Source organism: Pseudomonas sp. NBRC 111123 (assembly GCF_001320205.1).
Classification (GTDB): domain Bacteria; phylum Pseudomonadota; class Gammaproteobacteria; order Pseudomonadales; family Pseudomonadaceae; genus Aquipseudomonas; species Aquipseudomonas putida_J.
This window is the reverse complement of the sequence record NZ_BCAZ01000017.1, coordinates 35,980-51,960: the sequence shown is the minus strand read 5'-3', so window position 1 is coordinate 51,960 and position 15,981 is coordinate 35,980. Positions and strand designations below refer to the sequence as shown.

Sequence of the window (15,981 nt, the reverse complement as noted above, 5' to 3'; positions counted from 1 at the left end):
GGCATCGCCCAGCCCCTGCAGGCGCAGAGGCAACACGGATGGCCATCCCGGACACCCCGCCGGTTGGTGAATGTTCGCCGGCAGGTCTCCTGACTGGTGCGTCGTCGCCCGGCTCCGGCCTTCCCGGATCGGTTGATCCAGTGGCATCGATGGAGCAGGCTCGGCACTTACAGTTGCGGGGGCAGTTCCGTTTGGCACGCCTGGGGCGGGCCTGGGATTCCCTATTGATTCCGTGGTGGAAACCGGCGGGCCGCATGGTAGACCATCAGGCCGCCGGGCAAAAGGTCAAATCAGAAGTACTTCAGCCAGCGGACGTCGCGCCGCCGCGCCTTGAGCCGGGCAAACCCGCGCACCGGCAGGTACAGCGCCGCCGCCAGCAGCAGCGCGGCCAGCCACACGGCGCCAATGCCGTCGAAGCCGAAGTAGTTGCCGTGGTTGAGGCCGAACAGTGCCACGCAGGCCAGGTACAGCAGCTTGAGCACGTACAGGTGCAGCAGGTAGAAGAACATCGGGGCCGCGCCGAACACCGCCAGGGCGCTGACCCAGCGGGCCAGCCCGGCGCGCTCGAAGGCGCGCAGCAACAGCAGGCCGCAGCCCAGGGTCAGGGCCAGGAAAAGCAGTGAAGGCGGGTATTTGGTGATGTTGAAGAAGCTCATCAGCGTCTGGGTGACGGTCGGGTAGCCACTCCATGGCGCCTCGCCGTAGCCGTTGTAGAGGCGCAGCACCATGAAGCCGAGCAGGGCGATGACGCCGGCGATCAGCAGCCGGTGCTGGCGCTTGCCGGCTTCGCTGCCACGCGCGAACCAGGGGCCGAGGCCGTAGCCCAGGGCAATCACGCCGATCCACGGCAGCACCGGGTAGGAGGTGCGCAGGCGCAGGTTGTCCGAGACCTCCAGCCAGCCCCGGTCATGCAGGATCGCCCACGGCACATGCATGGCCGACTCCACGCCGAAGTGCAGGCCGTCGAGCAGGTTGTGGCCGGCGATGATCAGCGCGCCCAGGGCGAGCAGGGCAGGGCGCGGCAGCCACACCAACAGCGACAGGGCGATCATGCTCACGCCGATGGCCCAGATCACCTGCATGTAGACCACGCTCGGCGGCAGCTGGAAGGTCCAGGCGAAGTTGACCAGGGTGAATTCCAGCGCTACCAGGAACAGCCCACGCTTGAACAGGAACGCCGAGACATCGCTGCGGCCTTGATACTTCTCGCCATACAGCCAGGCCGACAGGCCGGTGAGCAGGACGAATACCGGGGCGCACAGGTGGGCCAGGGTACGGCTGGCGAACAGCGATGGGTCGGTGGCATCTATGACCATCGGGTCACTGACCTGGCGGTGCAGGAAGAAGGTTTCCCGCACGTGGTCGAGGAGCATGAACAGGATCACCAGGCCGCGCAGGGCATCGATGTTCTGCAGGCGCTGGGTGAGCAGGGTGGGGGTGGCTGAGGCACTGGTCATGGGGTGGTCGCAGGCAGGAATGAATGTCAAATGAAACGTTATCTTATAACTATTTCATGTGAGGTTGATAGCAGTTTTTGTGTTGCCTGAGCTGGCCTCTTCGCGGGCGGGCCCGCTCCCACAGCAATACCACTCACTTGGAAATGGTGGGGTACCTGTGGGAGCGGGTTTATCCGCGAAGAGGCCATTAGCTAAAAGGTGTAATCCACGGTGGCAAAATACGACCGCGGTGCGCCCATCACCCACTGCTCGCCACTGAACACCGAGGCCACATACTCCCGGTCGAACAGGTTGTTCACCTGCAACCCCAGGCGCACATCCGGCAGCACCTGCCAGCCGATGTTCGCATCGACCACGGTATACCCCGGCGCACGCTGGCTATTGGCTGAGTCGGCATAACGCTCATCCACATACCGCGCGCCGATCCCGGCCTCCACCTGCTGGCCAAAACCCTTGCTCAGCCACAGGTTGGCCGTGCGTCGCGGCACATTGGCCGGCCGGTTGCCGGCACGGTCCTGGGCCACACCATCGACAACCTCGTCGAAATCATCGAACGTGGCCCGCACCAGCGAGGCGTTGGCCGACACCTGCCACTGCTGCCCCCAGGCCAGTTCCAGCGACGCCTCCAGACCATCGGAGGTCTGTTGCCCGGCCTGCTGCGCCTCGTGGGTGATCGGGTCATCCACCAGCAGCTTGTTCTTGACGATATGGAACGCTGCCAGCGTCCACTCGCCACGGCCCTCCCAGAAGCGCTGCTTGAGGCCCAGCTCGGTCTGCTTCGCCTCGGTCAGGTCGTAGTGCATCTGCGTCGGGCTGAGGCTGACCAGGTTGTCCACGCCGTCCTCGCTGGTGGAGTACTGGCCATACAGCGACAGGTTGTCGGTGACCGCCAACACCAGCCCTGCGCGCCAGTTGCCGCCCTGCAGGCTGCGGTCGCTGCGGCTGCCGTCGATGAGGTTGTCGCGGTCGATATGGTTCTGGTCACGGCGCACGCCGGTCACCAGCGACAGGCGCTCGCTGAGCTGCAGGCGGTTCTCGGCGAACAGGGCGAAGGTGTGGGTGGTGGACAGCGTCTGCGGGCGGGTTGGCGAGTCGCTGTGGAACCAGCCCGGGGTTGGCTGCCACGGATCGATGTAGTCGCCACCCACATCGTTGTAAGGGCGGTTGCTGTCGACGTTGAAGCGCACCTTGTTGTACTCGACACCGACCAGCGTCTTGCTGGCCAGCCCGAACAGGCGGTGGTCGAAGGTGAAGGCCTGGCGGTCGCCGAGCTGCTCCTGGTTGTGCTTGATCTCCAGGTAGCTCTGGCGCTCCAGCTGCTGGCGATCGGCATCCCAGCTGTAGTTTTCGGCGTTGCGCCAGTGGCGGCGGCTCTTGATGTAGTAGAGCTGGTTGCTGGCGCTGATGTGGTCGTTGAGCGTCCAGTCGGTGGTGAAGCGGGTCCACTCGTCGTGGTAGCGCTGCACGTCGTTGTGGATGTTGTAGTTCTTCTTGCGCAGGCTGCTGCGGTACTGGCCGTCGATCAGCGGCGTGCCGTAGTAGTTGGCCGGCTGGGCGTCACCGCGTTCGTGAGCCAGGGTGAAACTGAGGTCGTCACTGGCATCGAAGCGCAGTGCGGCACTGAGCGCCAGGCTGCGTGAGTCGGTGCGGTCGACCCAGCCGTTGCCGGCCTGCTGGTTCAGGGTCAGGCGGTAGCTCAGGCGCTCGCTGAGGCTGCCGCCGCTGTCCAGCCCCAACTGCTGGCGGTCCCAGGAACCGTAGCCCAGGCGCAGGCGGTTGTGGATGTCGCCAACGAACGGTTTCTTCGGGATCACGTTGATCACTGCGCCTGTGGCGCCTTCGCCATACAGAACCGAAGCAGGGCCGCGGATTACGTCGATCTGTTCGACCATCCACGGGTCGACCGGGAACGTCTGGGTGCCGGCCCCGGTGTACAGGCGCGCGCCGTCGAACAGGGTCATCACCGAACCGTGGCCAGTGAAGCCGCGTGCCGACAGGCCAGTGCCGCCATCGCCCGGGTTGCCGATGAAGCTGATGCCGGGTGAGCGAGTCACGGCGTCCTGCACGGTGAGGTTATTGCGTTGCTCGATCTGTTCGGCAGTGATGCTGCTGGTGCTGGCCGGGGTTTCCAAGGCGCTGAGATGCAGCCGTGAACCGGCCTCGGTCGGCGTGGCCAGGTCGACATGCTGTGGGTCACGGGTATCGGTGATGGCCGTGGAGGGGAGGTTCAGTACAGGTTCGTCGGCCAGGGCTGGCAGGGTAACGGCCAGGCAGGCCGCCAGAGGGTGAAGCTTGATGAATCGGGACATGTCGTTCCACTGCTGCAGGAATGAATGGATCCCGGTGGAAAACACGCAAAGGCACACCACGCATGCAGGCGCACACGCGGATACCGGCCTGCGCCCGCCCACCGCGGGTTGCCAAGTGACGCTTCAGGCCGGTCTCCGGGCTTGCGAGGGTCGTGAGGCCTTCACCTTCCCATGCTGGCGCACAGTGGTGTGTCGAAGGCATCGCTCGCTTACCGTTGCGGGGGCAGCGCCGGACTTGTCGTGGACCACGACGCACCGGCTTCCCGTTTCACCCTGCGCTCGGCGGCGCAGGACACCTGAAACTGGCGCGCATCTGACCATCGAATGGCCAGCACGTCAAATGCGCGTGCTAGCGCCCGCGGCGGCGCGACACCCGTGCCTCGATGTTCTTGCGCCCGATCAGCAGTGCTGGCTTCTCCACCACCGGCTCATCGGCCAGCCACTTGTACATCACCAGGCAGTCGACCAGCCCCAGGCGGGCATGGCGATAGGCTTTGGGCAGGCGGCCAACGGTCTCGAAGCCCAGCTTGGTCCACAGCGCCACAGCCACTTCGTTGCTCGCCACCACCGAATTGAACTGCAACGCCAGGAAGCCCTCCTGGCGCGCCAGCTTCTGCGAGTGCTCGCACATCAGTCGGGCCACGCCACGGCCGCGGGCGCCCTCGCAGACCATGTAGCCGCAGTTGCCGACATGCGCGCCAGGCCCTGCGGCATTGGCCTTGAGGTAGTAGGAGCCGAGCAGTTCGCCATCCTCTTCGGCCACCCGTGTGCGCAGCGGCAGTTGCAGCCACAGCTGGCGTGCCTGCTCGATGGTCAGTGTGGGGTCGAAGGCGTAGGTCTCGCGGGCCTGGACGATGGCCTGGAAAGTCGGCCAGAAACGCTCGAAGTCGTCGGGCGTCATGGGGCGGATGTGAATCATGGCGGTTCCTGCAATGGCTAGGCCGCCAAGTCTGGGTGGCGCGGCGCCGTCGCGCAAGGGCGGCGACGCCGGTTGGCTTCAGCCGTTGGCCTTGCCCACTGCGTCCATGGCGCGCGCCGAGTAGACCAGCGCGGCCCCGGCATTCATCGCCACGGCCACACCCAGGGCCTCGGCGATTTCCTCGCGGGTGGCGCCGTGCTTGACGGCTTGTTGCGAGTGCACGGCGATGCAGCCGTCGCAACGGGTTGTGACGGCCACGGCCAGGGAGATCAGTTCGCGGGTCTTGGCGTCCAGGTGGTTGGTCTTGGCACCTGCACCGCTGGCGGTCATGTAGCCGGCGACGGTGTCGGGGGACAACTGCTTGAGATCGCCGATGCCGGCCATCAACTGCTTACGGTAGGCGTCCCAGTCCATCATGCTCATCGTCTTCACCTTGGCAAGGTTGCGGGAGGAGCTTTCAGGCTAGTCGAATTTGCGCCTGTCGCCGGTTGCCGGCGACAGGTTGCGCGAAGGGCCTCAGATGTAGACGAACACCAGTACCAGGGCGGCGACCACCAGCCACTTTTCCAGGTAGTAGCGCATGCGGTTGCGCTTCTTCAGCGCCTTGCCACGCTCGCGGATCTTGTAGATGCGGGTGAACAGGCGGTTGATGCCGCCGGTCTTGTCGCCCGCGTCGTTGGGCGCTGCGGCGGCGGCCATGACGTTGCGGCTGAACCAGCGGTTGAACGCGGTGGCCCAGCGGTACTTCAACGGGCGCTCGATATCGCAGAACAGGATGATGCGGTTGTGCTCGGTGGTGTTGGCGGCGTAGTGGATGTAGGTCTCGTCGAAGACCACGCCCTCGCCATCGCGCCAGGAGTACTTCTCGCCGTCCACATCGATGTAGCAACCGTCATCGTTCGGCGTGTCCAGGCCAAGGTGGAAGCGGTACGACCCTGCATACGGATCACGGTGACGGACCAGCTTGGCCCCCGGTGGCAGGGTGGCGAACATCGCCGCCTTGACCGTGCCGATGCCTTGCAGCAGCTCGGTGGTGCGCGGGCACAGGGTCATCGCCGACGGGTGGCTTTCGCCGTACCACTTCAGGTAGAAGCGCTTCCAGCCGGTCTTGAAGAACGAATTGAAACCGACGTCGTCATAATTATCGGACTTCTTGATCTCACCCACGTGCAGCAGCTGCTGGGCTTCGGCACGGATCTCCTGCCAGTTGTCCTTGAGCGGCTGCAGCTCGGGGAAGGCTTCCACCGGCAAGTAAGGCTTGGCCGGGTGCTTGGAGAACAGGTACAGGAAGCTGTTGACCGGGGCCAGGAAGCTGGAGTGGTCGCCCAGCTGACGGGTCAGCTTGTGGCGCACCCGACCGCGCAGGTGAACATAGGCGATCGAGAGGACGAAGATCAGTACGAGTGCAATTTTCATGGACGGTTACTTGTCGAAAAATGGCCATGCGCCATGGCATAAGCTCGCCAGCATAAACAATCATGGGGGCAGTTTGTACTTATTGTTACGTTGATGCGGGTCGACATTGGTGTAAGGCGTGTGGGTGTGCGCAAACGTTTCACGTGATGGAGTTCACATGGTTCAGGACATTCGCCCGAGTGGCACCCCCTTCAAAAGGTTGTTCTTCGCCTTGCCTGTCAGCGATGCCCAACGCCGTGGGATAAGCCAGTGGCGACGCGGCCTGGGCCTGCGCAGCGGCAAGCCGGTGCCGAACGAAAACTTCCACCTGACCTTGCTGTTTCTGGGTGATGTGGATGCGGCCCGGGTGCCTGCAGTGTGCGCGGCCGTGGACAACCTGGCGCGGCCGGGCGCGCCGTTGCGTTTGCTGCTGGATCAGCTGAAAACCTGGCCGCGGGCCAATGTGCTGGTGCTGGAACCACAGGAAACGCCGGCTGCCTTGCGCCAGTTGGTCTATGGCCTGCAGCAGGCGCTGTTGCCGCTGGGGTTCGAGGAGCAGGCCCGTGAATACCGCCCGCACCTCACCTTGTCACGGGACTTTCACGGCCAGGCCCCGGAGGCGGCCGTGGCGCCTGATTTCCATTTCAGCGCCAGGCACTTCACCCTGTACGAGTCGCGCAAAGGCCGTTACTGGCCGCTGGCGCAGTGGCCTTTGGCAGGCTGACTGCCACAGGCACCCTTGGCCCCGAAACAAACAGTAGCAGGCCACTGGCACTTACCTGTTCGTGCTCTGCGGGGCGCATGCTGGCGAATGCCTGGTTGTTGGGCGCAGCAGCGCGGACAAACCCAGCAGCAGCAAGGTACCAATGACCATGATTCCCCAAGCCCAGTGCAAGGAACTGAGGTTGTCGCGCACTACACCGGCCATCAGCGGTACGGTGGCGGCAATCAGGTAGCCACCCCCTTGTACGAATGCCAGGAGTGAACCGGCTTGCGCTGGTGAGTCGGCGTGGTCGAGGGTGACGATGAGCGAAAGGGGGAAAAGTGCACCGATGCCCAGCCCCAGGCACAAAGTGGCCACTATCGCGAGCTGCAGCGGAGCGGTCATCAAGCATGCCAAGCCCGCAAGTAGCAGGATTATCACCACCGTCAGCGGCTGCCTGCGGTCGGGGTAGCGTTGAATGAGGGCTGATACCAGCAGGCCGGCGATGACTTCCGTGATGGTAAGTGCCCCCAACAGGTAGCCGGCATCGGCGGCAGCCCAACCCAACTCGACATAGAACGGCGCAAGCCAGGCAAGCACCAGCGTGTAGGCCCCGGTGCCTAGACCGAAGAACAACAACAGCAACCAGGCTCGCCCGTTTCTGTATGGCAAACGGGCATCGCTGCGGCTGACGGGGTGGCGACCGACGGCGAACAACCAGGCGAACAATCCGAGCAATGCCGGCAAAGCCGCCACCCCCAAGGTCAGTTGCCAACCCATCAGGGCCGCGCCAGGGGCCGCAAAGGCGGCAGCCAGAGCTGCGCCGCCCATGATGCCCGTGGTGAACAACCCCATCAGCATGCCCGTGCTATCGGGGTGACTGCGCTTGATGAACGCGGGCATCAATGCCTGGATCACTGCAATGCCGACACCTCCCAGGGCCGCTGTGGCGATCAGCGCCGAACCCGATGTTACATAGGCCCTCGCGGCGCAACTAATGGCAATCAGCGTGATACCCAACGCCACCCCGTTGACTTCGCCGACAAGGCGCAGCAGCCATGGGCCGGAGAGCGCAAACAGGCCCATCATCATTACCGGCAGGGTGGTCAGCAGGCCGCCTTCGGCGTTGCTCAGGCCCAATTCATGTTGCAGTGTTCCCAGCAATGGGCCGATGGCGGCCATGATGGGGCGCAGGTTCAATCCGATCAGGACGGCCAACACGCCGACGCATGCTTTGCTTGGCAGATTACGCATCGTGAGGTCGCTCCTGCAGGAAGGCACCTATCGCCTGGTTGAAGGCGTGGGCGTGGGGGATGTTGAACACATGGCCGTCGCCCGCCAGGGTTACCTGTCGGGCGTGAGCGATACGAAGGCTGATTTCCTCGGCTTCCGAGCGTGGGCTTATGCAGTCTCGTTCGGCTGCGAGTACCAGCGTCGCGGCTTGGATAAGCGGCAACTGGTTGCTGACGTCGAAGTGCTTCATGCCATTGCACCAGCGGATCTGGTCTTGCGCGGACAATTGAGCGGCTTGGGCGTGCCAAGCCTGGTAAAGCCGCTGGCCGCGGGCAGAGTCTGCGAAATCAGCACCGACCAACGCCTGCCAGGTTGACTTGAATCGCTTCAGGCATCCATCCGTCTGTTGCAGGCCTGCGGCCCAGTCATCGAGCATGCCCTGCCGATGTGCAGTGTTCATGTTGACGAACGTACCGGCGACGACCAGCTTCTGCACCGCTTGCGGAGCATGGCAGGCCATTTCGAGTGCCACCATCCCGCCCAGTGACAGGCCGATCAGGTGTGTGCTGTCGAGCCCCAAGTGATCGAGCAGTGCCAGCATTTCCAGTGCCTGGGTATGGGCTGTGATACCTTCGGGCGCTTCACTGGACGCGCCGTGGCCCAGTAGGTCGGATACGATGACGCGATGGCCGAGGCCAAGCAGCGCGCCAACTTGAGGTATCCAGGCCCGCCCGCTGTTGCCGAGGCCATGCAATAGCAAAACAGGGCTGCCGGCGCCTGCGTCGTAATAGTAATGTCGATGCTGTCCGTGTGTGAAAAATGCCATGTGTATCTCCTGATCCTTCAGCCACATGCCCGTCAAGATAGCTTAACGTTAAGATAGTTTAAAGGCGTCAAGGTTCAGGAATGTGTACGGGTTAACGTTGATAATTTGCACGATCGAGGGAAGCGATGAATGACCATGTGGATTTCGTGGTGGCACAATGGGCTCAGGCGATGCCCTCAGTGGATGTCACCTCCATGGAGGTATTCGGGCGTATGGTGCGCATTCAGAAACACCTGGAACGCATGCGTGCCGAAGCGCTGGCACAGTACGGATTCAAGGAAGGTGAGTTCGATGTGCTGGCAACGCTGCGTCGATCAGGGGCGCCGTACCGCTTGACGCCAACTGAACTGTATCGTTCGTTGCTCATCACGTCGGGGGCCATGACCAACCGGCTGGCTCGGCTGGAAAGCGCCGGGATGGTCGAGCGTGTTGCCGACAGCCACGACAAGCGCAGTTACCAGGTTGCACTGACCGCCGGGGGGAGGGCATTGATCGAGAGGGCCGTCCTTACACATACCGAGATTCAAGAGTTGGTGTTGGCCCCATTGGATGCACAGCAGCGAGCAGTTTTTGCACAACTGCTGAAGCAGTTACTCGCGCATCTGCCCGGCGAGGGGGCACCGGCACCCTGAACTGGAATATTCAGGAGGAATTTCCATGCTTCACAGCAACTACCTCAAGCAGTTGGACCTGCAGGACATCGTGGTGTTTCTCAACTTGCTGGAGCTGCGCAGCGCCAAGCGCACTGCCGAGCTGATGAGTGTCAGCCAGCCCACGGTCAGTTATTGCCTCAAGCGACTGCGCGGGTGCTTTGACGACACGTTGTTTTCTTCTTCCCAGGGCGTGCTTCAGCCGACCACCAAGGCTGAGAAGATCGCGCCCTATCTGCGGGTGGTGGTCGAATCCGTAAACCGCTGCGCAGAAGACGACAGCACGGTGTCGCTGCAAGCCGTGCGTAAAATCTGGAGGCTTTGTGCCCCGGAATATTTTGAGCTGTCATTCCTGCCCCAGGCCCTGGCGGTGCTGTCTCGCACCCATGGCAACACGTCGCTGCATTTGGATCGCCTGAGCCGTGACCTCCCGGTGGACCGGCTGATTTCGGGTGAAATTGATATTGCCATCGGTTTTGGACCCGGCTATCACCAGATGCACCCCGAGCTGCAATGGCAGGCGGTGATCAACGATGATTTCGTATGCCTGACCAGCCTGGACGCGCTGGCGAACGACGGTGCAATGAGCCTGGATGAGTTTTGTGCCTCGCCCCATGTATTCCCCACGCCATGGATCTCGGAAAAGAACATGGTCGACAGCTGGCTAGACAAAGTGGGGCGCTCGCGCAATGTGCTGGTGCGCGCCAACGGCTACCAGGCCTGCGTGAACATCGTCGCCGCGGTGCCTGCCACCGTTGCGTTGCCTGCGCGGTTGTTACCGCTGTTGCGGATCCCCGCGCAAGTGAAAGTCTGCCAACCGCCGCTCGGGTTTCCCAGTTTCACCTTGGACATGATCTGGGCGCGCGATCGCAGCGACAGCAAAGATCTTTCCAGCTTGCGCACGTTGATTGAGCAAGTCGCCGAGGCGTTGCTGACGGATGGATGAAACGGATTTTTAATTTTTTACAACGCATTTAGATTTCTTAAAACCAGCCACGTACTCATTTCACTTACTGTGTGGTCATCGGGTAGCGGACGTTTCTACCTGAATCCACACTTCACGGAGGAATGAGTAATGCTGGCGCACGTTCAACCCCTGGTACCCCCTTATTTTCGGCAGCCGACGCCTTGCTACGGCTTCGAATGTGTAATCGCTGTCGATCGTGACAGCCGCGTTTGCGATGCGATCAGCGGTGCAGCACTGTACGAAGACCTGGCCCATAGCGGTGCGGTCATTTACCGTGATTTTGCAGATAGTCTTACTGACTTCAATGAATTCGTCAGTGCACATTCATCACGCGTCACCTTTGACCCTGCACGCAAGGCGGCCACGTCGAATACTGCAGAAATCGAAGCGGGCGTGCACGAAATGGGCCTGCACCGCGAAAACGGCAACCTGCCGTTCAATCCTGACTTGCAGTGGTTCTATTGCCTGGAAGCGGCTTCTGTCGGATCGCAAACAACGCTCTGCGATGGCCAACGCGTGCTGTTCGACTTGTCGGCGAAAACCCGAAAGTTATTTGAGCAGCGCGAGATTCGATACAGCCGGCGTATTCCGTGGCAAAACGTGAAACGCTTCCTCAGCATTGAACTGCAATTGCCGTTGGAGGCGATAACGGACGAGCATCTGCAGCAAGTCAATGAGCAGGTAGCCGGGCAAACTTATCGTCGCATCGACCAAAATCTCATCGCCTCGGAACTGATTATTTCAGCCGTGGAAACAAGTTGCTTCAGCGGCCGCAAAGCGTTCTGCAATTCGATGCTTGGCCCCAGTGTCAACTACGAACCGCCACGTATAACGTGGGCGGATGGGGAGGATATCTCGCTTGATATATGGGATGAAATCAAGGAGGTGACGGAGCGCAATACCTACAGCCATTTCTGGCAGAAGGGCGACATCATCGTCATCGATAACACGCGTGTCATGCACGGCCGCCGCCGGCTGGATGATACTTCGCGTCGCATTTTCGGCGCCCAGAGCTATCGCGTTGGAGGTACCGGCCAATGATCAGCAAGAAAATGCAGGATTACCTGGCAGGAACGCCCGACCGCGTCGTCATCCGTGAAATGGGAGGGCGAGACTATACCTTGCACGAACTGCGGCGTGATGTGGTGCGCCTGGCGAATGCCCTTGAAGGCCGTGTGGGCCGCTGCGAACGCAAGGTGTTCGGTATTGCCATGCGCTCTTGTTACGAATGGGTCTACACGTTGTTGGCGATTCAAAAAATCGGTGCCGTACTGTTGCCCGTGCCAATCGAGTTTTCCGATGATCAGATCGGCAGCCTGCTGGGCAAGGCTGCAGCGGTACTGGTCAGCGATGAGAAAACCGCTGGCCGCCTGCACGGCATTCTGCCGGACAAGCCCTGCTTCATTCCAGGCCAACTGATGGCCCAGGCTATCGGCGATGAGTGGCGCAACGAAGACGAATTGATGCCGGACGGCATCGTATCGATCATTCATACCTCAGGTACCACCTCCAAACCCAAGGGGGTGATGATTCGCGACGAAGCGGTCGGCCTGTTGGTGGACAACGTGATGAAGCGCTTGCCACAGCAACCGTTGCACTACTTCTCCATCGTGCCCATGAGTTTGTTGATCGAACAGGTGCTCGGCGTGTTCATCCCGATTCTGTCGGGGGGCACCCTTTCCTTGATGCCCGAGGGCGTGCCCGAGTATGGCGCGGCAAGTGGCAACGCTGCGCAATACCTGGAACTCATTGCCCCCAACCAGCCGAACTTCCTGTACCTGCCGCCCAAGTTGCTGGAGGAGGCCAACATGCTGCTTGAGCACTGCTCGGTGCAGCAACTGTTCGGTTCGCAGCGCCCGCATATCATCACTGGCGGCGCGAAGATCCCGGTCATCGTCCTGGAGGCACTGGAAGCCCGTGGTGTGCAGGTGTTCGAGGCCTATGGCCTGAGCGAGAACTCGTCGATCATTTCGCTGAACTCACCCGCCGAGCGGCGAATCGGCTCTGCCGGCAAGCTCCTCGACGGCATCGAGCCCAAGCTGGTTGATGGCGAGCTGCTGGTCCGCACGCCAACCCTGTGCGCGGGGTATTACAACGCTGACGATACTGCTTGCGATCTGTCCGACGGCTATTTGCATACCGGTGATATCGCCGAGTTCCGCGACGGCTTCCTCTATATCACCGGGCGCAAGAAGCACGTGATCATCCTCTCCACGGCGCGCAACATTTCGCCCGAGTGGGTGGAGAACGTTTACAAGGAAAGCCCCCTGGTGGACGACATGATCGTCATGGGAGAGGGCAAGGACGAGCCCTGCGCCATCGTGCTCAGCACCGCTGGCACTGAGTGCGTGCGTGACGAGATGCAACGTCTGGAGCACCGCCTCGCCGATTTTGCCAGGGTTCGGCAGATTCGCGTCATCGAAGATATCGCCCTGTTCCGCGAGCAGTTCTACACCGTTACCGGGCGCCCGCGACGTGCGGAAATCGAAGCGCGCTTCATTGATCAGATGTACGCCTGAGGAGGAGGGACCCCCATGTACATCGTGCGTAATTTCTATAAGGGGCGGCCCGGCTACCGGTGCCTGCAAGAGGCGGTGCGTGCGCATTACCTGAAGCACTATGACGCCACTCCAGAGCCGCAGCCCGATCTGTTCGTCTGCCTGACAGATGCCAATGGCGGAGCCCCGGGCTATGCCTGCGCCGGTATCAGCTATGGCGATTCCGGCAAGCTGTTCAGCGAATACTACCTGGATGAAGGCCTGGATGAACGTTATGGCGTGGATCGCGGGCGCATCGCCGAAGTCGGTGCCTTTGCGTCATTCCGAAGCGGCAGCGGGGCAGGCAAGTACCTGCTCAATAATGTGATCAGCATGCTGGCACTGCGCAACTTTGGCCTGGTTGTACTGACCGCGACCGAACAGGTGCGCCAGCTGCTGTCGCCAATTGTCGACAACCTCGACGACCTGGGAAGTGCGGACAAAGGGCGAGTCAAAGAGCCTGCCATCAACTGGGGGACCTATTACGAGCAACAGCCACGGGTTGTGGTGTCCCGTTTGTCACCCCCCAGCATCTGGACCCGCGCACCTGCACCTGAACTTGGCCTCGCCCAGTCACATTTCACCCGCCAGGCATCAGCCTGACCATGACACGCGCTGGGCATCACCTTGCCCGGCGCGCTGGAGGTAAACATGACCGTGACCAAGCGTTACGAGAATTTCATCGTCTTTCTGGCGCCCCTGATCAACAGCGTGGGCGGTATCGCCATCGACCTGTATGCGCCCAGCATTCCCTCCATCGGCCGGGAGTTGTCGGCCAGCCCTGCCCTGATGCAGAACACCATTACCATCACGCTATTGTTCTATGCGATCGGCCAGCTGTTCTTCGGCGTCATGGCCGATGCCCGTGGGCGCAGGCCTGCGGTGCATTTGGGGCTACTGGTGTTTCTTGCCGGCAGCGTGCTTGCCACGGTTGCCACTTCCATAGAAATGCTGCTGCTGGCCCGGGCACTGCAAGGTTTCGCTATCGGCGCTTGCCAAGTGGTTGCACGTGCCTTGCTGGTGGACATCGTCAAAGGGCCACGTTTCTATGTGGCAATCATTTACCTCAGCCTGGCTTTCGGCCTGGGGCCCGTCATCGCACCCTATGTGGGCGGCATGATCGAAGTGCATCTGGGCTGGCGTTACAACTTCGTCCTGTATGCAGTGTACGCAGTGATCGTGCTGGCCTTTGTGCTGGCCGGGCTCAAGGAGTCGTTGCCACGCACCGGGCGGCGCAGCCCCTTGCAGACCATTGCTGGCTACCGCTGCATCTTGGCTGACAGCCGTTTTCTTTCCTCGGTGACCGTGCTTGGCTCCAGTTTCTCGGCGTTCCTGTTGTGGAATGTGTTCGGGCCGTATGTTGTCCAGGAGCGGTTGGGGCATAGCGCACAATATTTCGGTACGACGGCGCTCGCCGTGGGTAGCTGCTACCTGGTCGGTACTTTGCTGAACCGGGCGTTGATCCGGCGCGTCAATCCGCAGGTCTTGATGTGGACGGGTATGTCGCTGTTCTTGCTAGGGGTAGCAGTGATCGCTGCCATGCCGAGTGGTCTGAGCCTGGCGAGTATCCTGAGTGGCATCATGTTGGTCGCGTTCGGTCAGGGTTTCATCTTCTCCAATGCCATGGCCCGTTCCATGTCCCTGTTCCCTGATCGAGCAGGTGTTGCGGCTAGCTTGCAAGGTTGCTTGATGTTGATAATCGGCTCGCTGGCCTCAGGCATCGTCAGCACCTTGCCGCTAACGTCGAATCTCGCTATCGCCGGTGTGTTCCTGGTGCTGTGGCTAGTTTCGCTGTCGGGCATGCTGAGTGTGCGGGTACAGCAGCAGGCTACGGCGGCCTGAGCCACAGACGGTCATGCAGATCAGCCCTTGGGACTGCGTCGCGTCCTTGGTTTTTCGGGGCAGATCTGTATGGCCATCCCCCACCCATTGATCTGCGGGGCGATAAAAATCCTGTGTCAAACAGGCAGGCTTTGGTAGGGCAGTTCATCCCCAGGGCTGCGGGCAAACTGGCGCTTGTACTCGCGGCTGAATTGCGAGGTGCTCTGATACCCCACCCGGTGCGCCGCCTGCGCCACACCCAGCCCTTCGCCGATCAGCATCTGCTGCGCCTTGAGCAGGCGCAGGCGCTTGAGGTACTGCATCGGCGCCATGTCGGTGCAGCGTTTGAAGTGCTCGTGGAAGGTCGACACGCTCATGTTGGCGCAGGCGGCCAGTGCCTCGACACTCAGCGGCTCGCTGTAATGCGCGCGCAAGTGCATGAGGGCCGCACCGATGCGGGCGAAATGCCCTTGCTGCTCGACCAGCGCCCGCAGCACCCCCGCCTGCGGGCCGCGCAGTGCGGTATACAGCACTTCGCGAATGCGCGCCGGGCCCAGCACCTTGGCGTCCAGCGGGTCCTGCAGGCACTGCAGCAGGCGTTCCACGCAATCACGCATTGGCGCATCGAGCGCCGCCGAGGTCATCGACTGTGGCGTCTGCGCCTGTACCGCAGGATCCGGTGCCAAGTCCATGCTCTGCACCAGCTCGCCCAGCACACCGCGGTCGATGTCCACCGCCACGCCCAGCAGCGGCTCGTCGGGGGTGGCAAAGGTCTCGCACATGAACGGCACCGACAGCGCCTGCACCAGGTAGTGCCCGGCACCGTACTCCAGGGTGCGCGGCCCAAGGCGCGCCAGTTTGCTGCCCTGGGCCAGGATCATCAGGCTCGGCTCGTAGATCTGCGGGCTGCTGGCCACGTAATGGTCCCAGCTCAGTACTTGCACCTGGGGCAGGTGCGTGGGCACGAAGCCCGGGCCGGTGGCCAGGCTGCGGATCAGCGAACACAGGGGGGCGTTGGCGTCGACGTGGCGGGTCAGTTGCATGATGAACCAGGGCAGAGAATCAGACAGTCTCATCATCGCAGATTGGCTGGCCAGCGCCAGATGGCCATTGGCAGGTTCGGAGGATCAGGCATGGATGCCGGAGAATCAGCCGTGGGCGGGG

15 protein-coding genes and 2 riboswitches are annotated in these 15,981 nt (G+C 61.9%); of the genes, 7 read left to right on the top strand and 8 right to left on the bottom strand.

The window, feature by feature from the left end; translation table 11 throughout:
- Positions 1 to 61: 61 nt before the first annotated feature.
- A riboswitch (cobalamin riboswitch) is annotated at positions 62 to 262 on the bottom strand.
- Between the two features lie 28 nt (positions 263 to 290).
- The 5 genes from APH27_RS11250 to lpxO form a co-directional block, all read right to left on the bottom strand.
- Entirely contained in the window at positions 291 to 1,457 is a 1,167-nt protein-coding gene (locus tag APH27_RS11250) for a DUF1624 domain-containing protein (protein ID WP_060484830.1), read from the bottom strand.
- Positions 1,458 to 1,648: 191 nt separating this feature from the next.
- The gene (locus tag APH27_RS11245; RefSeq protein WP_060484829.1) at positions 1,649 to 3,766 is read right to left on the bottom strand and encodes a TonB-dependent siderophore receptor; all 2,118 of its coding nucleotides are present in this window, start codon (positions 3,764 to 3,766) and stop codon (positions 1,649 to 1,651) included.
- A 108-nt stretch (positions 3,767 to 3,874) separates the two neighbouring features.
- A riboswitch (cobalamin riboswitch) is annotated at positions 3,875 to 4,081 on the bottom strand.
- Between the two features lie 34 nt (positions 4,082 to 4,115).
- Positions 4,116 to 4,685, bottom strand: a complete 570-nt coding sequence (locus APH27_RS11240; RefSeq protein WP_027919897.1) for a GNAT family N-acetyltransferase — start codon at positions 4,683 to 4,685, stop codon at positions 4,116 to 4,118.
- A gap of 78 nt (positions 4,686 to 4,763) precedes the next feature.
- Entirely contained in the window at positions 4,764 to 5,108 is a 345-nt protein-coding gene (locus APH27_RS11235; protein WP_027919898.1) for a carboxymuconolactone decarboxylase family protein, read from the bottom strand.
- Between the two features lie 93 nt (positions 5,109 to 5,201).
- On the bottom strand, positions 5,202 to 6,101 hold the full coding sequence (lpxO, locus tag APH27_RS11230; protein WP_027919899.1) for a lipid A hydroxylase LpxO: 900 nt from the start codon (positions 6,099 to 6,101) through the stop codon (positions 5,202 to 5,204).
- Positions 6,102 to 6,258: 157 nt separating this feature from the next.
- Between lpxO and thpR the strand changes: the two genes are divergently transcribed.
- Positions 6,259 to 6,804, top strand: a complete 546-nt coding sequence (thpR, locus tag APH27_RS11225) for an RNA 2',3'-cyclic phosphodiesterase (protein ID WP_060484828.1) — start codon at positions 6,259 to 6,261, stop codon at positions 6,802 to 6,804.
- 51 nt (positions 6,805 to 6,855) lie between these two features.
- Here the strand turns inward: thpR and APH27_RS11220 are convergent, their stop codons facing one another.
- Together APH27_RS11220 and APH27_RS11215 are read right to left on the bottom strand one after the other, a co-directional pair.
- Positions 6,856 to 8,037: an MFS transporter gene (locus APH27_RS11220; RefSeq protein ID WP_027919901.1), complete on the bottom strand. Its 1,182-nt coding sequence runs from the start codon at positions 8,035 to 8,037 to the stop codon at positions 6,856 to 6,858.
- Entirely contained in the window at positions 8,030 to 8,869 is an 840-nt protein-coding gene (locus tag APH27_RS11215) for an alpha/beta fold hydrolase (protein ID WP_218187547.1), read from the bottom strand. The genes APH27_RS11220 and APH27_RS11215 overlap by 8 nt, the downstream gene beginning before the upstream one ends.
- 98 nt (positions 8,870 to 8,967) lie before the next feature.
- Between APH27_RS11215 and APH27_RS11210 the strand changes: the two genes are divergently transcribed.
- The 6 genes from APH27_RS11210 (at position 8,968) to APH27_RS11185 (ending at position 14,838) form a co-directional block, all read left to right on the top strand.
- Positions 8,968 to 9,474, top strand: coding sequence for a MarR family winged helix-turn-helix transcriptional regulator (locus tag APH27_RS11210; RefSeq protein WP_027919903.1), 507 nt, complete (start codon positions 8,968 to 8,970; stop codon positions 9,472 to 9,474).
- A 25-nt stretch (positions 9,475 to 9,499) separates the two neighbouring features.
- Positions 9,500 to 10,438 carry a LysR family transcriptional regulator gene (locus tag APH27_RS11205; protein ID WP_027919904.1) on the top strand — a complete coding sequence of 313 codons (939 nt, stop codon included), beginning with the start codon at positions 9,500 to 9,502 and terminating at the stop codon, positions 10,436 to 10,438.
- Positions 10,439 to 10,567: 129 nt separating this feature from the next.
- Positions 10,568 to 11,500, top strand: coding sequence for a TauD/TfdA family dioxygenase (locus APH27_RS11200; RefSeq protein ID WP_027919905.1), 933 nt, complete (start codon positions 10,568 to 10,570; stop codon positions 11,498 to 11,500).
- Complete coding sequence (locus tag APH27_RS11195) at positions 11,497 to 12,978, top strand: AMP-binding protein (protein WP_027919906.1); 1,482 nt, start codon at positions 11,497 to 11,499, stop codon at positions 12,976 to 12,978. The genes APH27_RS11200 and APH27_RS11195 overlap by 4 nt, the downstream gene beginning before the upstream one ends.
- A gap of 15 nt (positions 12,979 to 12,993) precedes the next feature.
- The gene (locus tag APH27_RS11190; RefSeq protein WP_060484826.1) at positions 12,994 to 13,599 is read left to right on the top strand and encodes a thermostable hemolysin; all 606 of its coding nucleotides are present in this window, start codon (positions 12,994 to 12,996) and stop codon (positions 13,597 to 13,599) included.
- Positions 13,600 to 13,647: 48 nt separating this feature from the next.
- Positions 13,648 to 14,838, top strand: a complete 1,191-nt coding sequence (locus APH27_RS11185; protein ID WP_027919908.1) for a multidrug effflux MFS transporter — start codon at positions 13,648 to 13,650, stop codon at positions 14,836 to 14,838.
- Between the two features lie 116 nt (positions 14,839 to 14,954).
- On the opposite strand, the gene APH27_RS11180 is transcribed toward APH27_RS11185, so the two are convergent.
- Positions 14,955 to 15,860, bottom strand: a complete 906-nt coding sequence (locus tag APH27_RS11180) for an AraC family transcriptional regulator (RefSeq protein ID WP_060484825.1) — start codon at positions 15,858 to 15,860, stop codon at positions 14,955 to 14,957.
- Positions 15,861 to 15,981 lie beyond the last annotated feature (121 nt).